Origin of the sequence: Rhodomicrobium sp. R_RK_3, assembly GCF_002198715.1 — a bacterium.
Taxonomy (GTDB): domain Bacteria; phylum Pseudomonadota; class Alphaproteobacteria; order Rhizobiales; family Rhodomicrobiaceae; genus R-RK-3.
Genome location: NZ_MWLK01000028.1, coordinates 24,313 through 50,445 on the forward strand (window position 1 = coordinate 24,313; position 26,133 = coordinate 50,445).

Consider the following 26,133-nt stretch of genomic DNA (forward strand, 5'->3'; position numbering starts at 1 on the left):
AGAAGGAAGCGGGGCGGGGTGCAAGGGGGATGTTTTGGGAGCGCGGCCCTTAATATTTCGAGTCCCTAATTACTCCACCCGACTTTTTGGAGGCGCTTGGCGCAGCTTTACCCGCCCGCTGTGAATTGTCTTTGGGTTTTGGCCAGGGTTTGGCTTGACCTTTGGCCAGTTGCTCTATATGAACAAGTGCTTGCTTGGTCGAATACATCTGCACGTCAGCGTTGTATTTGTCGACTTTATCGAGAATAGCGACGAGATCTGCGTCACTTCTTAATTGCAGCAACTCGACAAAAACATCGTATGCACCCGCCTCGTAAATCTTACGAAGCAAAGGCAGCTTCATTGCCTTCACAAACTCCCCAAAAAACCACTGATCGAGCGTCTTCCGCAGTTTATTTTGATGCTGATCAGTTATACTGGAGAGTCGTGCCGATTTCTGGGCGAGGTGCGACACCGTTTTCGCGCTCATGCTCTTCTATCCAACCAAGAAGTTCCCACAACTCACGTGTGGCAGCGATTACCTCGTTTGAAGCCTCGCCCCACAGGTTTCGAAATGATAGATTTCGTAAATCGCCTAAATTTGACCTATCCATGGCCTTTTTAAACGAGACGCTGTCCCTATACCGATTCTTGAAACACCTGTACGGGAATAGTGGCCTGCCTGCGTCAAGCAGTATCTGGGTAGTATAATCCTTTGACACCCCCTGCGCTTGATTGAATCGATTGATGAATACGTTTGTCCGCTCTGCAATCGCTGGCAACAACAGATCATCTCTAAGATATCTTGCGTATAGTTGTAAGCCTTGTGTCGAAAGGCGGTCAGGGACTTGCGGAACTATGATTTTGTCTGCTGCTCGAATAACAGCCTCGGACAGCAATGAAAGGCCAGGAGGAGTGTCGCATATGATCAGGTCGAACTTGCTTCTCGCTTCCTGCAAAATCTCGTTCATCCATTGAGAAAGATAGCTTTTCGCCTGCCAAACATTATTGCAGGCGACGAGCAGACGCCGTTCAAAGATCGTGAGCGATGGACTGCCGCAAAGGAGGTGGGTCTGTCCGTACTTAAGGAAGAAAATGTGAGGGCTAGGAGCCTTCCCTTGCCATCGATTTTCGAGATAATCCTCGATTGTATGATGGCGGCGCCACGGCAGAAACTCATCTTCACAATCACCAATGAGGGTGATGCTTGCGTTGATCTGAAGATCTAAATCGATAACTAATGTTTTTTTGCCCATCGCGGCGGATGCTTCGGCAAAAGATACAGCAATAGTTGTCTTCCCAATTCCACCCTTCATATTCACTATAGGAATCAGTTTACTCATAATCGAACCCATTTTCTTAGCGCCGATTTACTGGAATCGCTGAATCGTTCTTCGATAAAGTTATCGATTTTTCCAGGATGTGGATCATGACGGTTGGCTGCAATGGCGATTTGGTATCCGTCATCCCGACGAGGATCCGAGATAAGGACAACGCCTATGCCTTGCCCTCTTGCCTGCTCATACATGTATGGAAGATGTCTAGAATAAAGAGAGCCAGACGGCAAGTAAAGGACAACATATGAGTAATTTACGAAGTCTGTGTAGGATTTTGCTTGCATTACCGAACGCGCGCCGCACCCATCTTCCATTTTTAGCTCGAATGCAAACAGATCGAAGCGAGCAACCGGCGAGTAATGATATAGCGAGATGCTTGCCATGCAGAGATCGGGGCGCCTATATATTCCGGTCGTCCGTCCTCTGCGTGCCGTGTTTTCAACGACAAGGCTCAGGCTCGGGGGTTTAAAAGGAAAGAAAACGTCCGAAGCCTCTCGGAGCAGATACCGTTCAAACCACCCCTCCAAGTGAGTTTCATTGTCTATTGTTTGGGGGAGTTCAAACGGCGCGGGCGAACGCCTCAATTCATGCTTGGTACGATCAAACAATACGCGAGCTTCTAGCGCCCAAATCATTTCATCGACGTCGTGCTCATTCAGAGCGCGGCCGAGTTTTTCAGCCATCAATACGGTCGCTGCCGCCCGACTTATCGGCTCGCCGTTGCTTGGCAATATCTCAAAAAAAAGCTCGTGATCCAAAACGCATACTCTAACTCGTCAATTCAATAATTAGACGGCTTTAACGACGCGAGCAAGTGCAAGGATGATCAAAAGCAAATGGATTTGGTGCAGTAGGGCACGATTGCTTGCTGCATTTGAGGACCCAACTGCTCCACTAGGGTTCGGCAAACTCAATATAGCGGGTCCGCGGCTACCAAGAAGCCCTCAAAACCGATACCCATACCTCACGCCGAGACGGTCCATGCCCTCGTTCTCGTCCTGCGTATAGGCGTTCGACGTATGCTCGAAATAGAGCGAGACGCTGTTCTGCTCGTCGACGCGAAAGCCGAGTTCCGCCGGAATATGGAACAGCAGCCGCGAGCCCAGCGCCTTCTTGTCCGGATCGCTGGCGTCGAGATTGCCGTCGTGGATGGCGGCGCCGACGCCGAGGCCGAAGAAGATGCCGCTCGCCGTCTCATATTGCCAGCGGGCGTCGATATAGGCGTGGCTCGTGTCGCCCTCGGTGTTGATCGTGGCGCCGACCGCGGGCCGCAGCGTGCCGCCGAAAAATGCCGCCGACGGAGACAGGATCGCCTCGACATTGATGTCGACGGACTCCTGCTCGCGACGGAAACCGCTCCACAAGTCCGGCGTGTCGTGGTCGAGAATGCCGATCTTGATCTCGGAAAACAGGTCGCCTGCCATGGCCGGCACAGCGCACCCCAAGGAAGCGGCGAGGACAAAAGCCGGCCGCCAATGGCTAAAACGAGAACGCTGCAACGCCTGCCCCCAATGCCTTGCCGCACAGACTGCCTAAACGTCTAATGCCTTATGCATCCTAGGCTTTGCAGCGCGAACGGCAAGCACTGATGGAGCGAATCGGGACCTTAGCGGCAGAATCCGGCCTCCCGTGTCCGGCAGGGCACGCGGCACCGCCTTAGCGGGCAACGCTCCCATTCCCACTGACCGCGACCACTTTCGCGGTCTTCTCCTCCAGCTCCAGCCCCTCGATCCTGCGCCCCCGGCTGGCGATTTTCTCCGTGGAGGTGACGATCTTCTCGACGTCGCCGCTGAGCAGGCCAAAATGCTTCTGGAACTCCAGCACGCGCTCCTTCAGCCGGTTCACATCCGTCAGCAGCACGCCGACCTCGCGCTGGATCACCCCCGCCTGCTCCCGCGTGCGCACGTCCTTCATGATCGCCTGCATGGTCTGCACGGCGAGCATCAGCATGTTCGGCGAGACGATCACCACCCGCGCCCGGTGCGCCTTCTGGATCAGGTCCGGAAAATTCTCGTGCAGGTCGGCATAGGTCGCCTCCGAGGGGACGAACATCAGCATGGTGTCCTGCGTCTCGCCGGGGAGCGTGTATTTCGCGGCGATATCATCGACATGGCCGCCGACATCGGAGCGGATGCGGCGCATGGCCTCTTTTCCCGCCGCCTCGTCCCGCGCCGTGCGCAGCGCCTCGAATGCCTCAAGCGGAAACTTGGCGTCGATGACGATGCCGCCCGAGGCGCCCGGCAGATGGATGACGCAATCCGGCCGCTTGCCGTTGGAGAGCGTCGCCTGAAAGCTGTAGGACTCGCGCGGCAGGCCGTCCTCGATGATGGTCTCCATGCGCAATTGCCCGAAGGCGCCGCGCTGCTGCTTGTTGCCCAAAATGTCCTGCAGCGAGACGACGCGCGTCGACAGCTCCGTGATGTTGCGCTGGGCGGTGTCGATCACCGCCAGCCGCTCGTTCAGCCGCGCCAGATTCTCCGAGGTCTTGCGGCTCGTCTCCTCCAGATTGACGCCGAGATTCTGGCTGACCCGGTCGAGCCGCTCATGGATGGCGCGGCTCAGCTCCGCCTGGCCCTGCCCGGCAAGCTCGACCATGCTATGCAAACGGCCCTTCAGTTCGGCCACCTCCATTTCGAACAGCCGCGCCTCGCTCTGGCGCTGCGCCGCCTCGCGCGAGCGCGCCGCCCCGTTCCGCCAGACGACGACTATTAGCGTCACCAGCCCGATCAGCGCCATCCCGGCGATGGCGGCAAAAACCATGAGCGGGTCGACGCCCACGCCGCGAAGCTGCCAAATCATCGTTTCCGCCATGCCGATCCTCATGAGAATCCCGGCCAGCAGCCTAGGCTGATTCCTTCTCGAACGAAAAGCGAACGGCAAGTCTAAAAACCATGAAAAGCGCCGTTGACCAAGTCCGGTAATCCGCTTATCTGACGCTCATGGCCAAACGACCCATCATCCTCTATCCCGACCCCATCCTGCGGAAGGCGGCGGCCCCCGTGGAGCGGGTCGATACCGACACGCTGCGCCTGCTCGCCGATATGCTGGAGACCATGTATGTGGCGCCGGGCGTCGGGTTGGCGGCGCCGCAGATCGGCGTGTCGCGGCGGATCTTCGTGATGGACCCGGCCAAGGGCGAGGAGCCGCCCGCGCCGCGCTTCCTGATCAATCCGGAAATTCTCGAAAGCGGCGATGCGCGGCGGACCTACGAGGAAGGCTGCCTGTCGATCCCGGACATTTTCGCCGAGGTCGAGCGCCCGGCCTCGATCCTGGTGCGCTATCTCGACAAGGACGGCAAGCTGGTCGAGGAGTGGCTGAACGGCCATGCTGCGACCGTCGCCCAGCACGAGATCGACCATTTGGACGGCGTCTTGTTCATCGATCATCTCTCACGGCTGAAGCGGAACGTTCTGGTCCGCAAATATCGCAGGGCGCGCCGGGATGAGACGACGGAGTGAGATTTCCGCCGAGGCGCGGTAATCAGGACTTCAGTTTTCGCCGCCCCTTGCGCTATGAACATGCGACCATGGCCGCCTGCGGGACCGCCCGCGAAAGGCACTTGAGGCATGATTCCATTGCGCGTTATTTTCATGGGCACCCCCGATTTCGCGGTGCCCCCGCTCTCCGAACTGGTGGCGCTCGGCCACGATGTGCTGGCGGTTTACAGCCAGCCGCCCCGGCCGGCGGGACGCGGCATGGCCGCGCGCAAATCGCCGGTGCAGCATTTCGCCGAGGAGGCCGGCATCCCGGTGTTCACGCCCAAAAGCCTGCGCTCGGCCGAGGTGCAGAACGAATTCTACGCCCATGACGCCGATGTGGCCGTCGTCGCCGCCTATGGGCTGATCCTGCCGAAGCCGATCCTGGAGGCGCCGCGCTATGGCTGCCTGAACATCCACGCTTCGCTCCTGCCGCGCTGGCGGGGCGCCGCGCCGATCCAGCGGGCGATCATGGCGGGCGATGCCGAGACCGGCGTGCTCATCATGCAGATGGATGAAGGGCTCGATACCGGCCCCGTCTGTATGGGCGAGCGGCTGCCCATCGGGCCGGACATGACAGCGGGCGAGCTGCATGACGAGCTGTCGCTGAAAGGCGCCAAGCTGATCGCGCGGGCGCTGGACCGGCTCGGCCAGGGGCGGCTGCAATGCCGGCCGCAGCCGTCGCAGGGCGTCACCTACGCCGCCAAGATCACCAAGGATGAGGAGCGCATCGACTGGAGCCTGCCCGCCGTTGAAGTGCATGACAAGATCCGGGCGCTATCGCCGCATCCGGGTGCGTGGTTCGAGGCGCTGCTGGCTGGGCGGCGCGAGCGGATCAAGGTGCTGCGCTCGATCGTGGTGCAGGGAAGGGGCGAGCCGGGGCGGCTTCTGGATTCCCAGCTCACCGTCGCCTGCGGGCAACATGCGGTGCGGTTTACCCGGGTGCAGCGTTCCGGCAAGAAGCCGATGCTGGGGGCGGAATTCCTGCGCGGCTTCCCACTCGCCCAGGGCACGCATTTCAGTTGAACGGGGCGGCTAGAGCGGGACGACATGATTTTGGATTGATCCAATCCAAAATCATCGTGATCTAGGAGGCCGCGTTCTCGCCGGCCTTCTCGTAATCGCGGCAGAAAATCTCGTAAATGAGCGCGATCATGCGCCGGACATCTTCATTGGCGAGCCGGTAGAAGATGGTCTTGCCTTCGCGGCGAGGGGCGACCAGCCCTTCCGTGCGCAGCCGCGCCAATTGCTGCGAGACGGTCGGCTGGCGCAATTGCAGAATGGTTTCGAGCTCGGTGACCGATCGCTCGCGCTCCGCCAGCAGGCAGAGCAGCAGCAACCGGCTCTCATGCGAAAGCGCTTTCAGAAAGTCGCTGGCAAGACGCGCGCGCTGCATGAGCTGTTGCAAATCGGGCGAGTAATTGGCCGACGAATGCAGCGCTTCTTCTATTTCCCGTGGAAACATGGCTGGTGATTTCGGCATCGCAGCAAAGACTCGCTCGCATGGAAGCACTGCAGTTGATCCAGATTTCTTAACGCGTTTCAGTCGTGATTGGCTATAGGAGCGGAACCCTATGCTGCGTTGCGGTAGCATTTCTGCACCACAGGGCGCCCATGTCTCGTCGCCAGCTCGGGTCAAAGACACTTCTTCTAACTCATTGTAATGATGATCCTCCACCTGTCACGAATCGGCCGACGGAATATTTGCGTGCAGCGCAACGTACGTATTTTTGAATAAGTGTTTTTTGGCACAGATTCAGGCGAACACGGATGATTTGACATAATAGTGGGCAATGACCTGTGGATTCTACCTATGCTGCGGAGAATCGCCCTGATTTGGAGAGCGGGATCACCGAATCGGCTGCCGCAAAATCAGGCGCGGCAGGACGCCGCCCGCGCGCCGGAGACGCAAGCCAGGAAATCGCGCCCAGATCCGGCTGCCCAATACTCACGCTCCGAGCGGGAAATGCCCGGTTTTGCCTTGCGCCTTACTCATCCGCATACCCCAATTGTCTAAGCATTCATCAGCTTTTCCAGCCCCGAAATCGGCCCGCCGCAGGATGAACTTGGGATCGTATACGAATTGGCCATCCCGGTATTCGTATTGCTAAATTTTGTTGCCGAGCTTAATCAAATCCACCATACTTCGGGCCATCGGGCGGCCTGTAGGACCCGGTGGAAATAGTGACGATGCGCGTTGTAATTCGCTTTGGCGAACAAGCATGTTCTGGTTTTCCCCGACATCTGAATGACTGCCTCACCTTTCGGCGCGGCCGTTGGTCGCCGGAGCTATCGTTGGGGACTTGAAGGAGCAGAGCATGCGTCAGTCGGGCACGGTGAAATTCTTCAATCAGTCGAAGGGTTTTGGCTTCATCACACCGGATGAGGGCGGTAAGGACGTTTTCGTACATATTTCCGCGGTCGAACGCTCGGGCGTTCCCATGCTCGACGAGGGCATGCGTGTCTCCTTCGAGACACAGCCGGATCCGCGCGGCAAGGGACCTAAGGCGATCAATCTTCAGGTTTCCGAATAAATCGGGTAAATCCCAAGACGTAGACCCGCAGGACCGGTCGGCGGTCCTGCGCGGTGTTTGCGTGGGATAAAATGCTGAAAACACTCGGTTTTTGCGTGGTCATGGGCATGGCCACGATGGGTGCGGCTGCGGGTCTTTCCGATGCCGCTCTCGCCAAGGGCGATGCGGGCAAGCCACAGGCGAAAGCCAAGGCAGACAGTGCCTCCAATTGCAAAACCCTCACCGGCAAGATGGTCGGCTGGGGCGTCGACTCCGTGCGCGGCTATGCGGAGAAGGCGCTCGACAGCGAGATTTCCGCCTGGGAGCATCGCGGCAGTTTCACGGCCAAGACCAAGGACCGGAAGAACGACTGCAAGATCTATATCGAATGGCTGGATGAGTATGAGTGCACGGCGCAAGCTGTCGTGTGCCGCTAGCCCTCGCGCGCCAATCACCCTCAGGTTGCATTTTTTGCTTGATGTGGCGGGATCGCCCTAGCGGCGCGGTTTGTCCTTAAGCAAAGATGGGCGCAGTGACACTCAATTGGGACAATTGGATATGATCTTCTCCCGGAATCGCATGATTGCCCTGACTTTCGCCGCCCTCGCGATGGCCGGCGCCGGCACCGCCCAGGCAGCCAAGCAGCAATGCACGACGCTGTTCTATTCCGTGAACGATTACGGCAAGGAAGGCCCCACCCGCGACGCGATCGCGCTGCTCGACAAATATATCGAGAAGTGGGCGGCCGAGAAGGGGGTCAAGAAATACAAGACCGGCAAGAAGGATGTCTCCTGCGAGCTCTATCTCGATGTCGGCCTGTTCGACGAACATACCTGCAAGGCGACCGCGGACGTCTGCTACTAGCCCCGGTTCTCCCCTCGTCGTCACCCGCCGTGGTTTATTTCGCAGTGCATCCCGTATAAGCGCCTAAAACGGACATTCGGCCTTTTTTTTAAGGTCCGATGACCATATATTGAGCGTGCCAGTTCGCTGGCTATGGCGATAAATGACTGCCGGAATAAACCTTTCGGACCCGGGGGCGGTACCCGGCGCCTCCACCACAAGCCCGCCGCGCAAGCGGGCTTCTGATGGGGGCGAACTAGGATCGACGAGGGCGTAAAGGGTATGTTTTTGCTCGGCATGGTTCCGCCGTCATCGGGCCGTTCAATAGTTGCAAATGACAACTATGCTGAGGCACGCCTCGCCGCGTAATGCGGTTCGGTTAGCCAAATTAAAGTCCTAGTCGTTCAGCGCGGCTAGGCGCGGTTTGGAGGACACCGGGCAACAGAAGTCCTCCACCCAACCCGCGAACAGCGCGGCGCGGGGCGGCTTGGCCCTTATGGTGATCACGACTTAGCAATGATATCCGAGGACAAGATCCGCTACGATATCTTGGCCAGCGAGGCCTTGCGCGGCATCATCCGCACCGTCATGCAGCGGGTGCAGAAGCGTGGGCTGCCGGGCGAGCATCATTTCTACATCAATTTCGATACCTGCGCGGCCGGCACGATCCTGTCGAAGCGGCTGAAGGCGCAATATCCGGAAGAGATGACCATCGTCCTCCAGCACAAGTTCTGGGACCTGCTCGTCTATGACGACCGCTTCGAGGTGAAGCTGTCGTTCAACAACGTGCCGGAACGCCTGGTCATTCCCTATTCCTCGATCAAGAGCTTCGTCGATCCGAGCGTGCCCTTCGGCTTCAACCCGAATCTGTTCACGCCGCTCGGACGGCCGGCCGAGGACATCCCTGCCGCGCCGCCGGAACTGCCCGCCGACCGCACCGCGCTGCCTGGGCCGCAGGCCCAGCCGGAAACGCTGGTGGTGGTCGAGACGCTGAAGCCCGAACGCGATCCGCCCATCCGCCAGGAAGAGCAGCCCGAGCAAGGCGGGGCGAAGGTGGTCGAGCTGGATCTGTTCCGGAAGAAGTGAGATTTCGCGGCGGGGGCTCTACCCGGCCGCCGATTCATCCCAAAAGCTCGCCTCGATCTTGTGGCCGTCCGGATCCCGGACGAAACAACCATAATAGGGCTCGCCGTAATGCGGCCGCGGACCGGGAGGTCCGTCGGCCGTTGCCCCTGCCTCGAGCGCGGCGTCGTAGAAGGCGTGCACCTGGGCTTTCGACGCGGCGATGAAGCCGAAATGCGTGCCGTTGCCGATCGTCGCGCGGCCGCCGTCTATGGGCGTCTGCACCCAGAATTCCGGATAGAGCTTGCCCCAGGCCACCGCGCCGGGATGCTCCATCACGCGCTTGCAGCCGAGTACGCCGAGCACGGCGTCGTAGAATGCGACTGCGCGGCCGAAATCGTTCGTGCCGATCGACACATGGCTGATGACGCTGGGATTTTCGTCCATGGCGGTCCCTCCCTTGATGCTGGTCCGGCCGCGATCCGAGACAGCCCCGTCGTTTTTGCGCTCTCCGTTGAGGGAGAGGGCAGGCGCCGTCAGGCGACCGGGTGAGGGGTGGCGGCACGCGCCGGCCCCTACTCAACTAACTCCGCCGCCGCCCGCCCTTTTTCGGCACCACCCGCTCCGAATGCGGGCCCATCTCGTCGAGGCTCGGCTTATGCGGCCGCGACATTGGATCGACGCGGCGTGCGGCCAAGGCGGCGCTGCGCGGACGCGCCGACGCCGCCTTGCCGGTGCGCTCGTCGATATCCTCCTGCCGCGCCAGCGGATCGTCCGCCACCGCCAGTTCCACCTGCCGCAAGCGCTTGACCTCGTCGCGCAGCCTTGCCGCTTCCTCGAAATCCAGATTGGCGGCGGCGTTGCGCATCCGCACTTCCATGTCGGCGATGACGGCGGCCAGATTATGCCCGACCATTGGCGCGCCGTCCTCGGAGAAGCCGGGACCGGCGCCGACCAGGACATGGTCCCGCTCATAGACGCTCGACATGATGTCGCCGATGTTTTTCCGGATCGACTGCGGCGTGATGCCGTTCGCCTCATTATAGGCGACCTGCTTTTCGCGACGGCGGTCGGTCTCGGCGATGGCGCGCTCGAGCGAGCCGGTCATGTGATCGGCATAGAGCAGCACGCGGCCGTCGACATTGCGCGCGGCGCGTCCGATGGTCTGGATCAGCGAGGTCTCGGAGCGCAAAAAGCCTTCCTTGTCGGCATCGAGAATGGCGACCAGCGCGCATTCCGGGATGTCGAGTCCCTCGCGCAGCAGGTTGATGCCGATCAGGATGTCGAAGGCGCCGAGCCGCAGGTCGCGAATGATCTCGATGCGCTCCAGCGTCTCGACGTCGGAATGCATGTAGCGCACGCGCAGGCCCTGCTCGTGCATATATTCGGTCAGGTCCTCGGCCATGCGCTTGGTCAGCGTGGTGACCAGCACGCGGTAGCCCTGCGCGGTGGTCTTGCGGCATTCGTCGATGAGGTCGTCGACCTGGGTTTTCGCCGGGCGGATGTCGATCTGCGGATCGATCAGGCCGGTCGGGCGGATGACCTGCTCGGAGAAGATGCCGCCGGTCTGGTTCATCTCCCAGGCGCCGGGCGTCGCCGAGACATAGACCGTCTGCGGCCGCATGGCGTTCCACTCCTCGAATTTGAGCGGACGGTTGTCCATGGCGGAGGGCAGGCGGAAGCCGTGCTCGGCCAGCGTCCATTTGCGGCGACGGTCGCCGTTGAACATGGCGTTGAGCTGGCCGATGGTGACGTGGCTTTCGTCGACGAAGACCAGCGCATTGTCGGGCAGATATTCGAACAAGGTCGGCGGCGGCTCGCCCGGCTGGCGGCCGGTGAGCCAGCGCGAATAGTTTTCGATGCCGGCGCAGGAGCCGGTCGCCTCCATCATTTCCAGGTCGAAATTGGTACGCTGCTCCAGCCGCTGCGATTCAAGCAGCCGGCCGGCCTCGTTCAGCTCGGCGAGGCGGAGCTGCAATTCGTTCTGGATGCCCTTGACGGCCTGGTGCAGCGTCGGCTTCGGCGTGACGTAATGCGAGTTGGCAAAAATCTTCACCGCCTCGAACTCATTGGTCCTCTCGCCGGTCAGAGGGTCGAATTCGACGATCGATTCGATCTCGTCGCCGAACAGCGAGATGCGCCAGGCGCGGTCTTCCAAATGCGCCGGGAACAGCTCGACCGTGTCGCCGCGTACGCGAAAGCTGCCGCGCGCGAAATCCATGTTGTTGCGCCGGTATTGCAGCGCCACGAGGTCGGCGAGGAGCTGGCGCTGCTGCACATGCGCGCCGCGCTTCAGCTCAAAAGTCATCGCCGTATAGGTCTCGACCGAGCCGATACCGTAGATGCAGGACACCGAGGCGACGATGATGACGTCGTCGCGCTCGAGCAGCGCGCGGGTGGCGGCATGGCGCATCCGGTCGATCTGTTCGTTGATCGAGGATTCCTTCTCGATATAGGTGTCTGTGCGCGGGACGTAGGCTTCTGGCTGGTAGTAATCGTAATAGGAGACGAAATATTCGACAGCGTTGTTCGGGAAGAAATTCTTGAACTCGCCATAGAGCTGGGCGGCGAGCGTCTTGTTGGGAGCGAGGATCAGCGCGGGCCGGTTGGTGCGCGCGATCACCTGCGCCATGGTGAAGGTCTTGCCCGAGCCGGTGACGCCGAGCAGCACCTGGTCGCGCTCCTGGGCATTCGCGCCGGCGACGAGTTCTTCGATGGCGGTCGGCTGGTCGCCCTTCGGCTCGAATTCGGAGGCCAGCTCGAAACGCCGGCCGCCTTCGGATTTCTCCGGCCGCTCGGGCCGGTGTGGCATGAACATCGGCATCGCCCCCGAGACGATCGGGTGGCTGGCCATGGTCGGCAGCAGGGCCGTGCTGTTCGGCTCGAGCTGATACGGAACGGCGGACGCTTCAGCGAGGGCTTTTTTCGGTTTGCGGGGCATGGGCGGAATATGGGGGATTTGGTGCGGTTTTGGAAGGTTTCGCGCGAGATCGTCCCGTCATTCTCGCCAGGATTGGTCGCCCGCCCGAAATCCTTGTGGAAAGGCCCGCAGCGCCGGAGCCAATTATGGCCAATTTTTGCGAGAAAACGCACAGTAGATCCGCAATCAAATCCAAATGACACGAATAAATCAGAAAATTGGTATTGATACTTAGATGACTGTCGTCGAATTTGTTGAATAGAACGGCAGAAAAAGGTGATGATTGTGGGCGCGAATGAATGCCGCAAGCCAGAGGTAAGGGACCCGCGAACAAGGGAGGCTACGATCCGGCGGCAATCATTCATTCCTTTACCGATTCGGTCGAGAGGATAGGAGAAGATGTCGCCCTCTACGGCATGATCGTCGTTCTGGCATTTGTGGCGCTCATGGTCGGAGCAAATGCCGGGGTAACCTTTCTGCTATCGGGGTGTTTCATTGCCGGATGGCTTGGCCTCAAGTGGAACCGGATGTTGATCGCCGAACGGTTGTTTCGGCTCGAGTTGGCCCGCATGAAAGAAGAGCGGGGGCTGCAATTGCTTAGACTGAGGGAGAGATCGCCGGAGCAGCTTTCCATGCTAGACGGAGACGATCGAGAATGACGATGTCTTATGAAAATCTGTCCATCGCGCTGGTCGTCGCTCTCGGCGCCATCACCATCGTCCTGTACCGGCTGATCTGGCAATCGCAAATCCGGGCGGATTTTCTTCAGGCCGCGAAGATGGCATCCAGCGATTTCTACGACCGGGCGGACCTGCTCTTGCGCGACCCCGCTACGCCGGAGCCTCTCAAGGACATGATCTTCGACATCGGGCTCGCCGTCACCGACGAGCGGGCGGGACGCCGCGCAATGTCGTTTCTGACCAAGTCCCTGGCCGATATCAAGCATCGCGGGCATGTCACGACGCCCAGGAAGGAATTTCTCGATCTGCTGGATGAATTGCGCCGAAGCCGGGGCGATTTATACGATACGTTTCATGAGGCGCTGGGCGCCGCTATCGCCTCGATCCTGCTGTCGCACAGCTTCGATATCGACCGGGCAAAGATTGCGCTGAGCTACGATGCCATCGGCAGCAACCGCTCGAAGCTGCTGAGCCTTGCCGAGAGCCTGGATCAGGCCATCACCGGCTGGGGAAGGCGCGGCCAGGACAACTCCCAAGCCGCCTGCGCATGACGCCGCTCGCCGGTCAAACCCACCGCCTGACGCTTCCCTTATACGCCAGATACGCCTCGCCGAATTTCGCCTCAAGGTAGCGCTCTTCGCGCCGGATCACGCCGTGATGCACGATCAGCAATGCCGCCGGCAGCCAGGCTATCGCCACCAGGCTGTCCGCGAAGATGCAGAGGCCGATATAGACCAGCGCCATGCCGACATAGATGGGGTTGCGCGTAAATCGATAGACGCCCGCGGTGACCAGCGCGGTGCTCGGCCGCCAGGGCTCGACATTCGTGCCGGCGTCCTGGAAGCGGTGCGAGGCCGAGACGATCAGCATGATGCCGGGGACGGCAAAGATTGCTCCGAGCGCGAGCCTCCAGAGCAGCGGCAGACCGATGCCGGGTTCGCCGGCCGCCCAGCCGGCCGTCAGCCCGAGCGCCAGCACGCCGAAGTAAATCAGCGGCGGCGGAGCGACGACGCCTGAGTGGTCGCGGACCGGCGTCCGAGGTGCTGACGCCATGATGTCCTCCCGAGCTTCGTTCTTGGCTGCCATTGACCGACCGGCGGCGCATCAGCGCTCATTTTCCTTCGGCCCGTAATCCAGCCCCTTCATCCGATCCAGCGCGCCCTGCAGAATATACGCCGCGGCGACCGCGTCGATCACCTCGGCCCGGCGCTTGCGGCTGGCGTCGGCCTCGATCATGGCGCGCTCGGCGGCGGCGGTGGAGAGGCGCTCGTCCCATAGCGCGATCGGCGCGGACGTCAGCCCGGCGAGGTTGCGTGCAAACGCCCGGCAGGCCTGCGCGCGCGGGCCTTCGCTGGCGTTGAAATTGATCGGCAGGCCGATGACATAGCCGATGGCACCGCGCTCGGCGGCCAGCGCGAACAGCTCCGCCATGTCGGCCGAAAATTTCTTCCGGCGGATGGTCTTGACCGCCGTCGCCACCGTCCGGGTCACGTCGGAAATGGCGACGCCGATGGTCTTCGTGCCGACATCCAGCCCGAACACCGCGCCCTGGCGCGGCAGCGCGGCGGCCAACGCCTCGATGCTGAAATCGGGCCGGATTTTTGGGGAGGCGTCGGGCAATAACATCTCTTTGAGGCTGGCGAATCGCGCTTGTGACGGGTTAGTAGCTCTTTATACTGCGCCGGGAGACAAAGGCAGGCAACACGCAAGGAGACGCCATGAAAATCACGTGGCTCGGCCATTCAGGCTTCCGCATCGAGACCGCAGGCAAAGTCTTGCTGATCGACCCCTTCCTCACCGGCAATTCGCAATTCCAGGGCAGCATCGAGCACGCCACCGAAGGCTGCAATCATATCCTGCTAACGCATGGCCATTTCGACCATGTCGGCGACACGGTCGAGATCGCCAAGCGCACCGGCGCCACCGTGACAGGACCATTCGAGCTGGCGATGTGGCTGGCGGGCCAGGGCGTCGCCAATATCGACCCGTGCAACCCGGGCGGCACCATCACCCATGCCGGATACGACGTCACCTACACCAAGGCCTTCCACTCCTCCTCAAACATCGTCGACGGCATTCCCGTCTATCTCGGCCCCGCTTGCGGCGTGATCCTGCGCTCGGGCGGCAAGACGCTCTACCATATGGGCGACACCGAGATTTTTGGCGACATGGCGCTGGTGCAGGAATTCTTCGCGCCCGATATCGGCTGCGTGCCGATCGGCGACCGCTTCACCATGGGCGCCAAGCAGGCCGCCATCGCGTGCAAGCGCTATTTCAAGTTCAAGACCATCATTCCGGTGCATTACGCGACCTTCCCGATCATCGACCAGGACGCCTCGAAATTCCTGGCCGAGATGGAGGGGCAGAATGTCGTGGTGCCGGAAGTCGGCGTGCCCTTCGACGCATAATGGCGACCGCCAAGCAAGCGCAGGCCGCGAAACCGGCAGCCGACCTGACCGCCGACGAGGCAGCGGCGGAGCATCGCCGGCTCGCGGCCGAGATGGCGGAGCACAACCGGAGCTATTACGCCGAGGATGCGCCGACCATTTCCGATGCAGCCTATGATGAGCTGCGCGCGCGGCTGCTTGCCATCGAGGATGAATATCCGGAGCTGACAGCGTTCGACAGCCCGAGCCAGACGGTCGGCGCGGCGCCGTCGGAGAAATTCGCCAAGGTCGTGCACCGGGTGCCGATGCTCTCGCTCGGCAACGTCTTCGCCGAGGACGAGCTGCGCGAATTCCTCGACCGCATCCGCCGTTTCTTGCGGCTCGGCCCGGACGACGAGTTGGAGGTCACCGCTGAGCCGAAAATCGACGGGCTCGGCATTTCACTGCGCTACGAAGACGGCAAGCTGGTCACGGCAGCGACGCGCGGCGACGGCGCGGAGGGCGAGAACGTCACCGCCAATGCGCTGACCATCAAGGGCATTCCGGCCAAGGTCACGGCGAAGGACTTCCCGGCCGTGTTCGAAGTGCGCGGCGAGATTTTCATGGGCCGCGAGGATTTCCTCGCCATGAATCTCCGCCAGCAGGAGACGGGCGGCAAGCTGTTCGCCAATCCCCGCAATGCGGCGGCGGGCTCGCTGCGCCAGCTCGACGTATCGATCACCAAGGCGCGGCCGCTGAAATTCTTCGCCTATGCCTGGGGCGAGGTCTCGGGGCTGCCTGCCAAGACGCAATATGGCGTCGTCGAAGCCTTCAAGCGCTGGGGCTTTCCGGTCAATCCGCTGATGAAGGTCTGCCGCTCGGTCGACGAACTGCTCGCCGCCTATGCCGATACGGAGGCGCAGCGCGCCACGCTCGACTACGACATCGACGGCGTCGTCTACAAGGTCAACAGCCTCGATCTGCAGAACCGGCTCGGCTTTGTCTCGCGCTCGCCGCGCTGGGCGGTCGCGCATAAATTCCCGGCGCAGAAGGCGACCACGATCCTGCGCGGCATCGAGATTCAGGTTGGCCGCACCGGCGCGCTGACGCCGGTCGCCAAGCTCGAGCCTGTGACGGTCGGCGGCGTCGTGGTGCAGAACGCCACCTTGCACAATGAGGACGAGATCGCCCGCAAGGACATCCGCATCGGCGACTGGGTGACGGTGCAGCGCGCCGGCGACGTCATCCCGCAGATCCTCGGCTTCCTGCCGGAGAAGCGCCCAGCCGATGCCGTGCCCTATGTCTTCCCGGACATCTGTCCGGTCTGCGGCTCCCATGCGGTGCGCGAGCAGCATGAGAAGACCGGCAAGCTCGATGCGGTGCGGCGCTGCACCGGCGGGCTGATCTGCGCGGCGCAGGCCGTGGAGCGGCTGAAGCATTTCGTCTCGCGCAACGCCTTCGACATCGAGGGTCTCGGGGCGAAGCAGATCGAGTCCTTCTACCTGGAAGAGCGCATCAAGACGCCCGCCGACATCTTCACCCTCGCCGAGCGCGAGAAGGGCAATCTGAAGCCGATCCATGCCAAGGAAGGCTGGGGCTCGAAATCGGCGCAGAACCTGTTCAAGGCCATCGAGGACCGCCGCCGCATCGGCCTCGAGCGGGTGATCTTCGCGCTCGGCATCCGCCATATCGGCGAGACGACGGCCAAACTGCTCGCCCGCAGCTACCGGACCTTCGAAGCGTTCCGCGTCGCCATGATCGCGGCGCAGGACAAGGAGGGCGAAGCCTGGCGCGACCTCAACGAGATCGACGGCATCGGCGACGTCGTGGCCGACGCGCTGGTCGCCTTTTTCGGCGAGGCGCATAATCTCGACGCCATCGACGCGCTGGAGAAGCAGATCGAGATCGTCCCCTTCGAGCGCGCCGACACCGCCGGGTCGCCCGTCGAGGGAAAGACGGTGGTGTTCACCGGCTCGCTGGAGCGCATGACCCGCCAGGAGGCCAAGGCCATGGCGGAGCGGCTCGGCGCGAAGGTGGCGGGCTCGGTTTCCAAGAAGACCGATTATGTCGTCGCCGGGCCGGGCGCGGGGTCGAAGCTGAAGAATGCCGCCGCGCTCGGCGTCAATGTCGTCACTGAAGACGAGTGGCTGGACCTCGTTCAGCCGAAATAGAACGACAGTTTCCGCCGGAACCGAGCCGCCCGCAAATGGTTCATTCCGGTGCGGGGGGTGTGACCTTCTTCACTAAGCGGGCAGTCGGCACTGTCCGAACCAACCCACCTGCCGCGGCAGTCCAAAGTTGCTTAAAATCAGGGAGTTGGAATGATCAAAAGTCTCAAGCTTTTGGCAGCCGCTGGCGCGTTGCTCGCGTCGGCGAGCATCGCGGGCGCGGCGCCCGGCACGGTCGGCCAGGGCGCTCCGAGCGTCGGCGACGGCCTCACCAGGGTCCATGGTTGCCACGCGAGCTGCGAACGCGGCCCCGGCGGCTGGCACCGGCATGTCGGCAATCATTGCGCCCGCCGGCCGTGCCGCGAATGGCGTGGCAAAGGCCGCCGTCCGGATAGCTGCGTGAAGGTCGGCCCGGTCTGGTTCTGCGACTACTAGGACCCCGGCCAGGGCGAAGGGTTCGGTACGATTTGGCAGGAACGCCGGCCCTTCGCCTCACTCATTGCTCGACGTTGGAGCACTTCCGCCGCCGGTCGGTGGCAAAGCCTTGCAAAACACATCACACCGAAATCCCCGCAAAGGCGGGGATCCAGTACGCCGCAGCATTTGAGGTCAGGCAGAGCACGACCGCTGGCTCCGGTATTACTGGATCCCCGCCTTCGCTGGGATTTCGTCTGGGGTTGCATCAATTTCAGTGAGTTCCGCCTGGAACGCCAACGCTTCGGCACACCGGATGCCACCCGCGCAATCCGCCTCTCTTACGATCCAGCCATCTTCGCGGTATAAGGTGTGTTCGGGGGTGGTCAATCGCCCGCGAACGGTCTATCTGACCCCGAATGCAGTTTTGCGCGGCGCATATCCGGCGCCAGCGTGGCTGAAAAGGCTAAGCCCATGAAAGCCCTTACGGTCGGCGGCGCGATGGTCGATTCCATCGCCATCATCAATTCCGGCGGCATCGAGCGCATGTCGATGCGCAATGCCGATGCGTCCTTCCTGCTGCTCGAGGAGGGCCGCAAGATCGAGGCCGAAGAGATCTCCACCTATCCCGGCGGCGGCGCCGTCAATGCGGCGGTGTCGATGGCGCGGCTCGGGCTCGACGTCTCCGCCATCGTCAAGCTCGGCACCGATCAGCGCGCCGACTCCATCCTCGGCAAGCTGGAAAAGGAAGGCGTCTCCACACGCTGGGTGACCCGAGACCCGCGCCTGCCGACCGGCGCCTCCGTGGTGATCTCCTCGCATGAGCGGAATGCCGCGATCTTCACCTTTCGCGGCGCCAACACGCTGCTCGCCATCGAGGACATCAAGCGCGAGGCGCTTTCGGTCGACATCGTCTGCATTTCCAGCCTCAGCAACCAGTCAGCCGACTGCTTTCCCGATCTGGTGAAGGCGGCGAAGGCGGCGGGCTGTAAGGTCGCGGCCAATCCCGGCATCCGCCAACTCACGGCGCGCGGCCGCGCCTTTCTCGACACGGTCGGCTCGATCGACATCCTGGTCGTGAACCGCGCCGAGGCCAACGCACTGGTGCCGGTGCTGACCGGGATGGCGGGCGAAGGCGGCCCCTCCCTGCCCTTCGATCCCGACCAGCCGGTGCCGGATCTCATCCGCCGGGGCTTTTCCTCGGGCGGGTTCGAGATCAGTCTGGTGCGCTTCCTGCAGGCGCTGATGAAGGAAGGCGCCGGCATGGTCGTCGTCACCGATGGCCGCCAGGGCGCCTTCGTCGGGACGGCTGGCACGGTGCTGCATTGCCCGGCGGCAGCGACCGAAGTGCTCGGCACCGCCGGCGCGGGCGATGCCTTCGCTTCGACTTTTGTCGCGCTGACGAGCCTGGGCTGGCCGCTCGACGCCGCGCTCAAAGCCGCGACGCTGAATTCGGCCTCCGTGGTGCGCCACGCCGATACGCAGACCGGATTGCTGAAGCTGGCGGAACTGGAAGAGGCCGTGGCGCGGGAAAAAGGGCTCCAGGTGCGCGATTGGCCCATGAGGGCGGCGTAGCCCAAGTCGCCGTTCCGGACGCCGCGAAGCGGTGGCGGGACCCGTTGGCTTATCCGCGATGCCGACGTCATCTCTGACGGCCGGGGCGACGAGAATGAGTTCTGCCCGCTCCCCGCAAAAGGAAACCGGCCACAAGGGCCGGCTCCAATTGCCTGTCAATCTTGAGATTGAACAACGCTTAGATCACTCGCAAAGACTGGGCGGATGCAAATATCGTGTCTGCTCGACAAAAATTTGATCGACGAAACCCCTGCGAATACGCAACCCTGCTGTTTCATGATGCTGGTGTAGACGCTCGCTAAACTCTTTGAGCCCGTTTTTCAGCATCTATCTTCGCTCCATTACAGTCGAAGCCGCTTGCGGATCCCTTTCTTGGCGAGGTCACTCGCGGCGGCGATATTGGGTGCCTTCCGGCTCCCGCTCCATGCGCGCAAGCGAGCAGCCCTTGCGGACGAGCGAAAGCCGCCGGCGCCGAAACTGGTTCGGTCCGGTCCGCTTGTCTCTCATGCTGCATAGGGTGCCCTCGTGCCGCATTTCCAAAGCGCTGGTTCGCGCCTGGATCTCGAGGTCCGTCATCTGCGGCGCCGGGCGAACGAGGATCCCAACACACACCGCTTGGTCATTGACGAACCGCCGTCAGAATTAGCCTGATTCTGATTTTCTGTGGAGAACAGTTAATGAGGCGTTAATAAGTTCAGCCGCCCCGCCGATCCACGGACTTATGCCTCTTGCACTTTGTGCGAAGCTCGCCGAGCGGGCACAAAAAAGCCCGCAGGACTCGCGTCCCGCAGGCTGTCTCGAATGTCATTCGCCGCATCGGAGCCGGTCAGGCCGGCCGCGCCTCGGCGACTTCGGCGGCTTTCTTGACCGCCTTTTGCACTTTCTCGAACGCCCGCACCTCGATCTGGCGGATGCGCTCGCGGCTCACGCCGAACTCGCTCGAAAGCTCCTCCAGCGTCAGCGGGTCCTCCGCCAGGCGGCGCGCCTCGAAGATGCGCTTCTCGCGCGGCGTGAGCGTGTCGATGGCGTCGGTCAGATAGTTGCGCCGGCTGTCCAGTTCCTCGCGGTCGACGAGCTGGGATTCCTGATCCGTGCCCTCATCGACCAGCCAGTCCTGCCACTCGCCGCCATCGCTGTCGGCCCGCAGCGGCGAGTTCAGCGAACTATCGCCCGCCAAGCGCCGGTTCATCGAGATCACGTCTTCCTCGGGCACGCCGAGCTTGGTCGCGATGGTGGCCACCTGATCCGGCCGCAGATCGCCATCCTCGAACGCCTGGAGCTGACCTTTCAGCTTCCTCAGGTTGAAGAACAGCTTCTTCTGCGACGCGGTGGTGCCCATCTTCACGAGGCTCCACGAGCGCAGGATATATTCTTGAATCGCGGCCCTGATCCACCACATAGCATATGTGGCCAATCGGAAGCCCTTCTCCGGGTCGAAGCGCTTTACGGCCTGCATGAGACCGACATTGCCCTCGGACATGACCTCGCCGATGGGCAGGCCGTAGCCGCGGTAACCCATGGCGATTCTCGCCACGAGACGCAAATGCGAGGTGACCAGCTTTTGTGCCGCCTCGGTATCTTCATGCTCTTGCCAGCGCTTGGCGAGCATGTATTCCTCTTGAGGCTCCAGCATCGGAAAGCGCCGGATCTCCTCAAGATAGCGGGACAACCCGCCGCTCGCCGCTACAGAGGGAAGTGAGGCCATGGCCTTGTCCTTCTCTACGCTAGTACGTTGTCGCCGACATAACGGCAGAACAACTCGTTTAATTCATTCGTTCCGCAAATTGCCTTCGCCGGCAACGCAAACATCCGTGAACCTTTGCCAGATCATTCCAGCGCTTCCATGACATCGCGCATATCCGCCGGCAGTTCTGAATGAAACTGCAGACGTTTGCCGCTTGTTGGATGGAGGAAGCAGAGGACAGCCGCGTGAAGCGCTTGTCTGGTCATGCTCAGTGTCGCAGATTGCGCCTTCTCACGCAATGCACGAGTTTTTGATCGGAAACCGCTGCCATAAAGACTATCCCCTATAACCGGGTGGCCCAGATGGGCCAGATGAACCCGGATTTGATGCGTGCGGCCCGTTTTAAGAATGCATTCCACCAAGCTTGCCACCGGTTCGCCTGTCTCCGGCAAGCTTTTCCTTACCTTATACTCCGTGACCGCGTGTTTTCCGTCGCTGCGCCGCACCGCCATTTTCAGGCGGTTGTTCGGATGGCGCCCGATATTGGTTTCGACCACGCCCTTGACGGGACGCAGCCCGCCCCAGGCCAGCGCCAGATATTCGCGGTGCAGCGGGCCTTCGCGGCCATGATCGGCAAATTGCGCGGCAAGGCTTTTATGCGCGGCGTCGGTCTTGGCGACGACCATGATGCCGCTGGTGTCCTTGTCCAGCCGGTGCACGATGCCCGGCCGCCTGACGCCGCCGATCCCCGACAGGCTGTCGCCGCAATGGGCGATCAGTGCGTTCACCAGCGTGCCGGTCCAATTGCCGGCCGCCGGGTGCACCACCAGGCCCACCGGCTTGTCGATGACGATCAGCGCGTCGTCTTCGTAAAGAACCGTCAGCGGGATATGTTCCGCCTGCGGAGCGGCCTCGACGATCTCGGGCATCTCGATGTCGAAAATCTCGTCGGGTTTGACCCTGTAATCGGGCTCGACTATCGTGCGGCCCTTGGCGCGGACCTGGCCCTGCTTGATCAGGTCGCGGGCGCGCGAGCGGCTCAGATCCGGGCAGCCGGCCGCGATGACGCTGTCGAGCCGCTGCCCGTCATGATCGGCCTGCGCCGTAATCGACAGATGTGCCATTGCCTGCATCTTTAGGACTTTTGAGGACCAATGCTGAACGCGACCGAAACAGCAGAGCCGGGCGGTAGTTTAACTCCCAGCCAAGTGCGGAAATTGAAGATTGCCATCGTCATTATGAGCATTCTGCTGGTTGTCGGTTTTATTCTGTTGCTCGTCGGCATTTATTTGCAGTCGCAGAAGCTGGCGAAGAAGCCGGAAGCCTCGCCCCTGACCATCCCCGTCGGCGTCGCCGGGACGCTCAACCTGCCGGTGAAAGCGGGTGCGGAGCTTGTGCAGGTGCTCGCCGATCAGGGCCGGCTGATTCTGCATTTGCGCCAGCCCGGCGGCGGCGAGGTCTCGATCATCGACCTGACCACCGGCCGCGAATTGCAACGCATTCGTCTGGCACCGCAAGAATAATCTTGCCCGCCGCGCGGCCTCTCTTTATATCTCGTACTCGCAGTAAATGCTTGTCCCGTTCGTCTAGCGGTCAGGACGCGGCCCTCTCACGGCTGAAACAGGGGTTCGATTCCCCTACGGGGCACCAGACTTGGTTTCCGGCGCAGGTCGAAAACGGTAGGTTTGGTGAAAATCGGCCTGAATGCTGGCCTTTTGCGTTAATTGTCCCTCGCTAGCATAGCCCATGACCTCTCAACCTTGAGTTGATCTATGGGGTAGCGATTATGGGTAAGACGCTAACGCGAATCAGCCGAAATCTTTATATTCAGACTTACGAGGCCTCCCGCACCTGGATCTTTCGCTACTCCTTCCAAGGGCGCACGCGAGATTTGGGCCTTGGTCCGCTCGTCCGCGTCACAGTGGCCAAGGCCGAAACGCTGTCGGATGAACTGCGAGACAAGATTGCGCGGGGCATCGATCCGCAGTTGGAGCGCGGCGGACGGCAACCGAAAGCGCCCAGTTTCAGGGAGGCTGCGGCGGACTATATCAAGCGCACCATCCCAGGCCTAAAACACCCAAAATCGCGGGAGCAGTGGGGCAACTCGCTCGCCGCCTATGCCTACCCGCATATCGGTCGCATGCCGATCAGCCTGGTCCGCCCCGCCGACGTGGCGCCATGCATGGCCCCCATCTGGATCTCGCACCGGGAGACCTCGCGCAAAGCGCGGAGCCGGATCGAGCAGGTGATGAATGCGGCAAAAGCCGCCGGCTATTTCAAGGGCGAGAACCCGGCCCGGCTCGATGTGCTGCAAGACCAGCTACCCCAGCGCCCGCGCCGTTGAGCACCATCCCGCGATGCCCTGGCGCGACGTGCAGGCGTTCATGGCGGAGCTGAAAGGCAGGGAGCCGGTCAGCGCGAGGGCGCTGGAGTGGACCATCCTGACCGGCGGCCGGACGAGCGATACGCTGGGGGCGCCCTCGACGGGATGACTGGCGTTTCGTTGCGCTTTCAGCCCCGAACTCGCCCGCAAAACAATCGCATATGTATCTACGCCCTAACTGCATCCTCGCCCCATCTTAGCAAGAGATGCTACCATCCTGCTAGGTGGCAAGACACAAAGTAAGTACGATTGAAAGCTTGCGAATTATCAGCAGCCGCGAAGATGGCAGCCGCATTATGCCGCTCCGGATTTCGCCATCGGCGGAGAGAAATTGGTCCACTGCACCGCGCCGAGCAGGCGCTCGGCCATCGCGCCGCTTGTGGCGAGGTACAGCTGCTCGCCGGTCGTGCTGGCATACTTGAAGCACCAGTGCTCGCTGTCATGGGTAAAGCCGATCGTGGCCGAACCGCGGGTGATCGTCTCGGGCTTTTAAAGGCGGTGTAACTGATGGCAAGGCCGTTGCCTGCGATCTGGTTGCCGTCGGCGTCATTTGAGAACGTGGTGTTGATCACGCCGCCCGAGATCGAACCGCCTATCTGCTTCGGCTCAGATACGGAGCCAATTCGATCGAACTGAAAAACGTGGACTTCAAATTTTTCGCCTCATCGCTGTTTGTGACAGCACTCGAATCGTCCGCAACGTTAACCGGTATGTACGCGGTCCCATCACAAAAAAAAATACACCTTTGAAATCTTATTCGCAGTGTCTGTGTCTACGCGATCATTCGCATTAAGAGGTATATCATACCGCAGATTATTTAGGGTTATAGCGAATTCACGCCGATTCAGCCTAGATAGCCGAATCTGGCGCTGTCCGGTTTCACCAAAATCCAGTCGTATAATCGAATGCAAGCTTGCATCATCTCGAATGAAGATTTGCCATTGACCACCTTCAGTAGAATCATTGTCGCCCGCGGGCAGTTCCTCCTTTCGTAATTCGCCCAACGTTTCCTTCGAAAGTGCAGCCAATTGCCCCACTGGGCAAGCTTTCACCAAGTTTGTGAAAGCAATCGAAAACACAAATATGGCTAACCCATAAAAAGTCATTTAAAACCTTTCCCTAAGGAACCTGGGAATAAGGACTGCCTGGTGCTCTGCGTTGCTGTAATTGATTTGGTTTGTAACCGTAGCTCCGGTGCGAAGTCTATCGGCTCGCCGAAGGCTGGTTTGTGCATCGTGAGGTCGCCCTCGCCATGCATCGCGAACGCGGTTGAGTCGGTAAGCATGCTAACTACTTCCTACCACCAACTGCACAAGCTCCTGCTGTATCACAACGGTTTATTGCAATCCCCTGTCGTTGGCGTCGTAGGAGAAGGTGGTTTTGATGACGCTGCCCAAGATCGAGGACACCGCATGCGGACACCATTGACGTGAGATTAGCCAAACACAATCGTCTTCTTAGCTAGTATTTAACAGTCGGATCTGGCTCCATTTGATCACATGCGCCCTTAACCATATTATCCATAGTCGACGACAAATGATAAACGGCGTCGCTCGGACAGTCGTGCTCTTTTTCTGCAACGTATAGAGTTATATTTCGCCTTTTGTTAAATACTATTACTTCTGTCAGTATTTTATTTATGTCAGGTCTATCCCACGCCGTAAATTGCGTAATCGTTTCAGGCGATTCAGCTCCTACAGCAATTTTCAGCATTTTGGTACCGCCGATAAATCCTTTGCTCACCACGATTTTGACGCCAAAATGATCCGGTTCAAGCTGCCAATCGCGAAGCCAAGTGTTGATGAGATCATCGATCATTACGGTACCTTTATATTTTTCACTGGCGGCATTTCCAATATGCCTTTGAAACTCCCAATCAGGCTATTCGGTCCATATATCTTCGCCCATCCGGTGCCTTGCGCTCCGATCGCTGAACTCGGTATTTGGAATTCAGCAAACACGTTGCCCGGCGGGGCATTACGGTACGCGCCGGAATTTGGGGTGACCCCGTTATTGTTGCTCTCCAACATCCGGCCGTTACTGACCATGTAGTCAAGTTCGTCACGACTCATCCAAAGTCCTACGCTGACATAATTAGCTTCTAGAAATGACGACTGAAATACCGACCTTAACGCTGAGTATATTCCGCCTACTCCAAGAAAGCCGCTCCAAACAGATCCGCTCGCATAGCCTACCTGCAAGCCAATGGCGACTTCCTGTGGGTTACACAAATTCGCGCCACTTAATGGGTCTGCACAGCCTGGATTATTATTCCCCTGTCCGGGCGCATCATTCGAATCGTTGGTCGCCCGGGCTGAGCCGACCAACCGTTTCAAAGTTTCGCTTGGCGATTGAATGCTTTGAAGAACTTATCGCCTAGTTTGCTCCAATTGAGCAAACAAAGCCGCAGCTTCAGCTAGATGTCCATTTAGATTATATGAGGTTACACCACCAGAATATGAGTTGACCTGAATCCGACTAGACAACAGCTTTCTGAGTATCAACTGCATAGCGTCTTTGCCAGTTCGTAGTCTTCGATAGCGACTGCCAATCTGAGCAACAGAACAATTCTTGAAGGTTGCAGTGGATCACTCAACTCTGCCTCACCCTTGATTATAATTAATAGAATGTTTTTCGCTTCATCATGCCGATGGCCTGTGAACCGGCATGCAATTTTGACCCCCTGCCAGGGGTAATCGGCGTTCAATTTTGACCCCGTCCCCGATGGCTCAT

32 protein-coding genes, 1 tRNA gene and 1 other RNA gene are annotated in these 26,133 nt (G+C 60.4%); 17 read left to right on the forward strand and 17 right to left on the reverse strand.

The genetic code is table 11. The features are described from left to right. Window positions 1–49: 49 nt before the first annotated feature. The 5 genes from BLEFHOIH_RS26275 to rmuC all read right to left on the reverse strand — a co-directional run bounded on the left by BLEFHOIH_RS26275 (window position 50) and on the right by rmuC (window position 4,127). Window positions 50–469, reverse strand: coding sequence for a hypothetical protein (locus BLEFHOIH_RS26275; protein WP_125461735.1), 420 nt, complete (start codon window positions 467–469; stop codon window positions 50–52). Beyond that, window positions 408–1,322 carry a ParA family protein gene (locus tag BLEFHOIH_RS15715; RefSeq protein WP_170937187.1) on the reverse strand — a complete coding sequence of 305 codons (915 nt, stop codon included), beginning with the start codon at window positions 1,320–1,322 and terminating at the stop codon, window positions 408–410. The genes BLEFHOIH_RS26275 and BLEFHOIH_RS15715 overlap by 62 nt, the downstream gene beginning before the upstream one ends. Beyond that, the gene (locus BLEFHOIH_RS26280) at window positions 1,319–2,074 is read right to left on the reverse strand and encodes a hypothetical protein (protein WP_125461736.1); all 756 of its coding nucleotides are present in this window, start codon (window positions 2,072–2,074) and stop codon (window positions 1,319–1,321) included. Before BLEFHOIH_RS26280 ends, BLEFHOIH_RS15715 begins: the two co-directional genes overlap by 4 nt. Window positions 2,075–2,260: 186 nt before the next feature. Beyond that, window positions 2,261–2,740, reverse strand: coding sequence for an acyloxyacyl hydrolase (locus BLEFHOIH_RS15720; RefSeq protein WP_088346973.1), 480 nt, complete (start codon window positions 2,738–2,740; stop codon window positions 2,261–2,263). A 232-nt stretch (window positions 2,741–2,972) separates the two neighbouring features. Beyond that, window positions 2,973–4,127, reverse strand: a complete 1,155-nt coding sequence (gene rmuC / locus BLEFHOIH_RS15725) for a DNA recombination protein RmuC (RefSeq protein ID WP_170937188.1) — start codon at window positions 4,125–4,127, stop codon at window positions 2,973–2,975. Between the two features lie 128 nt (window positions 4,128–4,255). Between rmuC and def the strand changes: the two genes are divergently transcribed. Then, window positions 4,256–4,774: a peptide deformylase gene (gene def / locus BLEFHOIH_RS15730; RefSeq protein ID WP_088346975.1), complete on the forward strand. Its 519-nt coding sequence runs from the start codon at window positions 4,256–4,258 to the stop codon at window positions 4,772–4,774. A 111-nt stretch (window positions 4,775–4,885) separates the two neighbouring features. Then, window positions 4,886–5,818: a methionyl-tRNA formyltransferase gene (gene fmt / locus BLEFHOIH_RS15735; RefSeq protein ID WP_170937189.1), complete on the forward strand. Its 933-nt coding sequence runs from the start codon at window positions 4,886–4,888 to the stop codon at window positions 5,816–5,818. A gap of 61 nt (window positions 5,819–5,879) precedes the next feature. Here the strand turns inward: fmt and BLEFHOIH_RS15740 are convergent, their stop codons facing one another. Next, window positions 5,880–6,257, reverse strand: a complete 378-nt coding sequence (locus BLEFHOIH_RS15740) for a metalloregulator ArsR/SmtB family transcription factor (protein ID WP_088346977.1) — start codon at window positions 6,255–6,257, stop codon at window positions 5,880–5,882. A gap of 853 nt (window positions 6,258–7,110) precedes the next feature. On the opposite strand from BLEFHOIH_RS15740, the gene BLEFHOIH_RS15745 reads away from it, so the two are divergent. The 5 genes from BLEFHOIH_RS15745 to BLEFHOIH_RS15765 all read left to right on the forward strand — a co-directional run bounded on the left by BLEFHOIH_RS15745 (window position 7,111) and on the right by BLEFHOIH_RS15765 (window position 9,234). Beyond that, window positions 7,111–7,326 carry a cold-shock protein gene (locus BLEFHOIH_RS15745; protein ID WP_088347000.1) on the forward strand — a complete coding sequence of 72 codons (216 nt, stop codon included), beginning with the start codon at window positions 7,111–7,113 and terminating at the stop codon, window positions 7,324–7,326. A 71-nt stretch (window positions 7,327–7,397) separates the two neighbouring features. After that, complete coding sequence (locus tag BLEFHOIH_RS15750; RefSeq protein WP_125461737.1) at window positions 7,398–7,742, forward strand: hypothetical protein; 345 nt, start codon at window positions 7,398–7,400, stop codon at window positions 7,740–7,742. A 142-nt stretch (window positions 7,743–7,884) separates the two neighbouring features. After that, a complete protein-coding gene (locus tag BLEFHOIH_RS15755) occupies window positions 7,885–8,169 on the forward strand; it encodes a hypothetical protein (RefSeq protein ID WP_125461738.1) in 285 nt (94 codons plus the stop codon). A gap of 78 nt (window positions 8,170–8,247) precedes the next feature. Then, window positions 8,248–8,605: a transfer-messenger RNA gene (gene ssrA / locus BLEFHOIH_RS15760) on the forward strand. Between the two features lie 62 nt (window positions 8,606–8,667). Continuing rightward, window positions 8,668–9,234 carry a ClpXP protease specificity-enhancing factor SspB gene (locus BLEFHOIH_RS15765; RefSeq protein WP_088347001.1) on the forward strand — a complete coding sequence of 189 codons (567 nt, stop codon included), beginning with the start codon at window positions 8,668–8,670 and terminating at the stop codon, window positions 9,232–9,234. Window positions 9,235–9,252: 18 nt separating this feature from the next. Here BLEFHOIH_RS15765 and BLEFHOIH_RS15770 read toward each other — a convergent pair whose 3' ends face one another. After that, window positions 9,253–9,657: a VOC family protein gene (locus BLEFHOIH_RS15770; protein WP_088346980.1), complete on the reverse strand. Its 405-nt coding sequence runs from the start codon at window positions 9,655–9,657 to the stop codon at window positions 9,253–9,255. A gap of 136 nt (window positions 9,658–9,793) precedes the next feature. Next, window positions 9,794–12,151: an excinuclease ABC subunit UvrB gene (uvrB, locus tag BLEFHOIH_RS15775; RefSeq protein WP_088346981.1), complete on the reverse strand. Its 2,358-nt coding sequence runs from the start codon at window positions 12,149–12,151 to the stop codon at window positions 9,794–9,796. A 278-nt stretch (window positions 12,152–12,429) separates the two neighbouring features. On the opposite strand from uvrB, the gene BLEFHOIH_RS15780 reads away from it, so the two are divergent. Together BLEFHOIH_RS15780 and BLEFHOIH_RS15785 are read left to right on the forward strand one after the other, a co-directional pair. Beyond that, window positions 12,430–12,789 (forward strand): hypothetical protein, encoded by a 360-nt coding sequence (locus BLEFHOIH_RS15780; RefSeq protein ID WP_088346982.1) that lies wholly within the window; start codon window positions 12,430–12,432, stop codon window positions 12,787–12,789. Further along, entirely contained in the window at window positions 12,786–13,361 is a 576-nt protein-coding gene (locus tag BLEFHOIH_RS15785; protein WP_125461739.1) for a hypothetical protein, read from the forward strand. Before BLEFHOIH_RS15780 ends, BLEFHOIH_RS15785 begins: the two co-directional genes overlap by 4 nt. A 13-nt stretch (window positions 13,362–13,374) precedes the next feature. On the opposite strand, the gene BLEFHOIH_RS15790 is transcribed toward BLEFHOIH_RS15785, so the two are convergent. Together BLEFHOIH_RS15790 and ruvX are read right to left on the reverse strand one after the other, a co-directional pair. Further along, complete coding sequence (locus BLEFHOIH_RS15790) at window positions 13,375–13,863, reverse strand: isoprenylcysteine carboxylmethyltransferase family protein (RefSeq protein WP_088347002.1); 489 nt, start codon at window positions 13,861–13,863, stop codon at window positions 13,375–13,377. 51 nt (window positions 13,864–13,914) lie between these two features. After that, entirely contained in the window at window positions 13,915–14,409 is a 495-nt protein-coding gene (gene ruvX, locus BLEFHOIH_RS15795; RefSeq protein WP_245297036.1) for a Holliday junction resolvase RuvX, read from the reverse strand. A gap of 119 nt (window positions 14,410–14,528) precedes the next feature. Here ruvX and BLEFHOIH_RS15800 point away from each other — a divergent pair, with 119 nt between their 5' ends. The 4 genes from BLEFHOIH_RS15800 (at window position 14,529) to BLEFHOIH_RS15815 (ending at window position 19,333) form a co-directional block, all read left to right on the forward strand. Beyond that, window positions 14,529–15,218, forward strand: coding sequence for a metal-dependent hydrolase (locus BLEFHOIH_RS15800; protein ID WP_088346985.1), 690 nt, complete (start codon window positions 14,529–14,531; stop codon window positions 15,216–15,218). After that, entirely contained in the window at window positions 15,218–17,347 is a 2,130-nt protein-coding gene (gene ligA / locus BLEFHOIH_RS15805; protein WP_088346986.1) for an NAD-dependent DNA ligase LigA, read from the forward strand. Before BLEFHOIH_RS15800 ends, ligA begins: the two co-directional genes overlap by 1 nt. A 150-nt stretch (window positions 17,348–17,497) precedes the next feature. Then, window positions 17,498–17,779, forward strand: coding sequence for a hypothetical protein (locus BLEFHOIH_RS15810; RefSeq protein ID WP_088346987.1), 282 nt, complete (start codon window positions 17,498–17,500; stop codon window positions 17,777–17,779). Between the two features lie 453 nt (window positions 17,780–18,232). After that, complete coding sequence (locus tag BLEFHOIH_RS15815; RefSeq protein WP_088346988.1) at window positions 18,233–19,333, forward strand: carbohydrate kinase family protein; 1,101 nt, start codon at window positions 18,233–18,235, stop codon at window positions 19,331–19,333. 381 nt (window positions 19,334–19,714) lie between these two features. Here the strand turns inward: BLEFHOIH_RS15815 and BLEFHOIH_RS15820 are convergent, their stop codons facing one another. From BLEFHOIH_RS15820 to BLEFHOIH_RS15830, 3 genes are all read right to left on the reverse strand, one after another. Beyond that, entirely contained in the window at window positions 19,715–19,909 is a 195-nt protein-coding gene (locus BLEFHOIH_RS15820) for a hypothetical protein (protein ID WP_125461740.1), read from the reverse strand. A gap of 250 nt (window positions 19,910–20,159) precedes the next feature. Then, a complete protein-coding gene (rpoH, locus tag BLEFHOIH_RS15825) occupies window positions 20,160–21,038 on the reverse strand; it encodes an RNA polymerase sigma factor RpoH (protein ID WP_088346990.1) in 879 nt (292 codons plus the stop codon). A gap of 122 nt (window positions 21,039–21,160) precedes the next feature. Continuing rightward, window positions 21,161–22,150, reverse strand: coding sequence for an RluA family pseudouridine synthase (locus tag BLEFHOIH_RS15830; RefSeq protein WP_088346991.1), 990 nt, complete (start codon window positions 22,148–22,150; stop codon window positions 21,161–21,163). Between the two features lie 21 nt (window positions 22,151–22,171). Between BLEFHOIH_RS15830 and BLEFHOIH_RS15835 the strand changes: the two genes are divergently transcribed. The 4 genes from BLEFHOIH_RS15835 (at window position 22,172) to BLEFHOIH_RS27540 (ending at window position 23,509) form a co-directional block, all read left to right on the forward strand. Further along, window positions 22,172–22,540: a hypothetical protein gene (locus tag BLEFHOIH_RS15835; protein ID WP_125461741.1), complete on the forward strand. Its 369-nt coding sequence runs from the start codon at window positions 22,172–22,174 to the stop codon at window positions 22,538–22,540. A 52-nt stretch (window positions 22,541–22,592) separates the two neighbouring features. Continuing rightward, a tRNA-Glu gene (locus BLEFHOIH_RS15840) sits at window positions 22,593–22,667 on the forward strand. A gap of 136 nt (window positions 22,668–22,803) precedes the next feature. After that, complete coding sequence (locus BLEFHOIH_RS15845; RefSeq protein ID WP_088346993.1) at window positions 22,804–23,361, forward strand: integrase arm-type DNA-binding domain-containing protein; 558 nt, start codon at window positions 22,804–22,806, stop codon at window positions 23,359–23,361. Between the two features lie 13 nt (window positions 23,362–23,374). Continuing rightward, window positions 23,375–23,509 (forward strand): hypothetical protein, encoded by a 135-nt coding sequence (locus BLEFHOIH_RS27540; protein ID WP_280950398.1) that lies wholly within the window; start codon window positions 23,375–23,377, stop codon window positions 23,507–23,509. 616 nt (window positions 23,510–24,125) lie between these two features. Here the strand turns inward: BLEFHOIH_RS27540 and BLEFHOIH_RS26285 are convergent. The 4 genes from BLEFHOIH_RS26285 to BLEFHOIH_RS27020 form a co-directional block, all read right to left on the reverse strand. Beyond that, window positions 24,126–24,506, reverse strand: coding sequence for a hypothetical protein (locus BLEFHOIH_RS26285; RefSeq protein WP_125461742.1), 381 nt, complete (start codon window positions 24,504–24,506; stop codon window positions 24,126–24,128). Between the two features lie 355 nt (window positions 24,507–24,861). After that, complete coding sequence (locus BLEFHOIH_RS26290) at window positions 24,862–25,218, reverse strand: hypothetical protein (RefSeq protein ID WP_125461743.1); 357 nt, start codon at window positions 25,216–25,218, stop codon at window positions 24,862–24,864. Then, the gene (locus BLEFHOIH_RS26295; RefSeq protein ID WP_125461744.1) at window positions 25,218–25,472 is read right to left on the reverse strand and encodes a hypothetical protein; all 255 of its coding nucleotides are present in this window, start codon (window positions 25,470–25,472) and stop codon (window positions 25,218–25,220) included. Before BLEFHOIH_RS26295 ends, BLEFHOIH_RS26290 begins: the two co-directional genes overlap by 1 nt. A 428-nt stretch (window positions 25,473–25,900) precedes the next feature. After that, window positions 25,901–26,133 (reverse strand): hypothetical protein (locus BLEFHOIH_RS27020; RefSeq protein WP_210191734.1); only part of this gene is annotated, 233 nt, incomplete at its 5' end.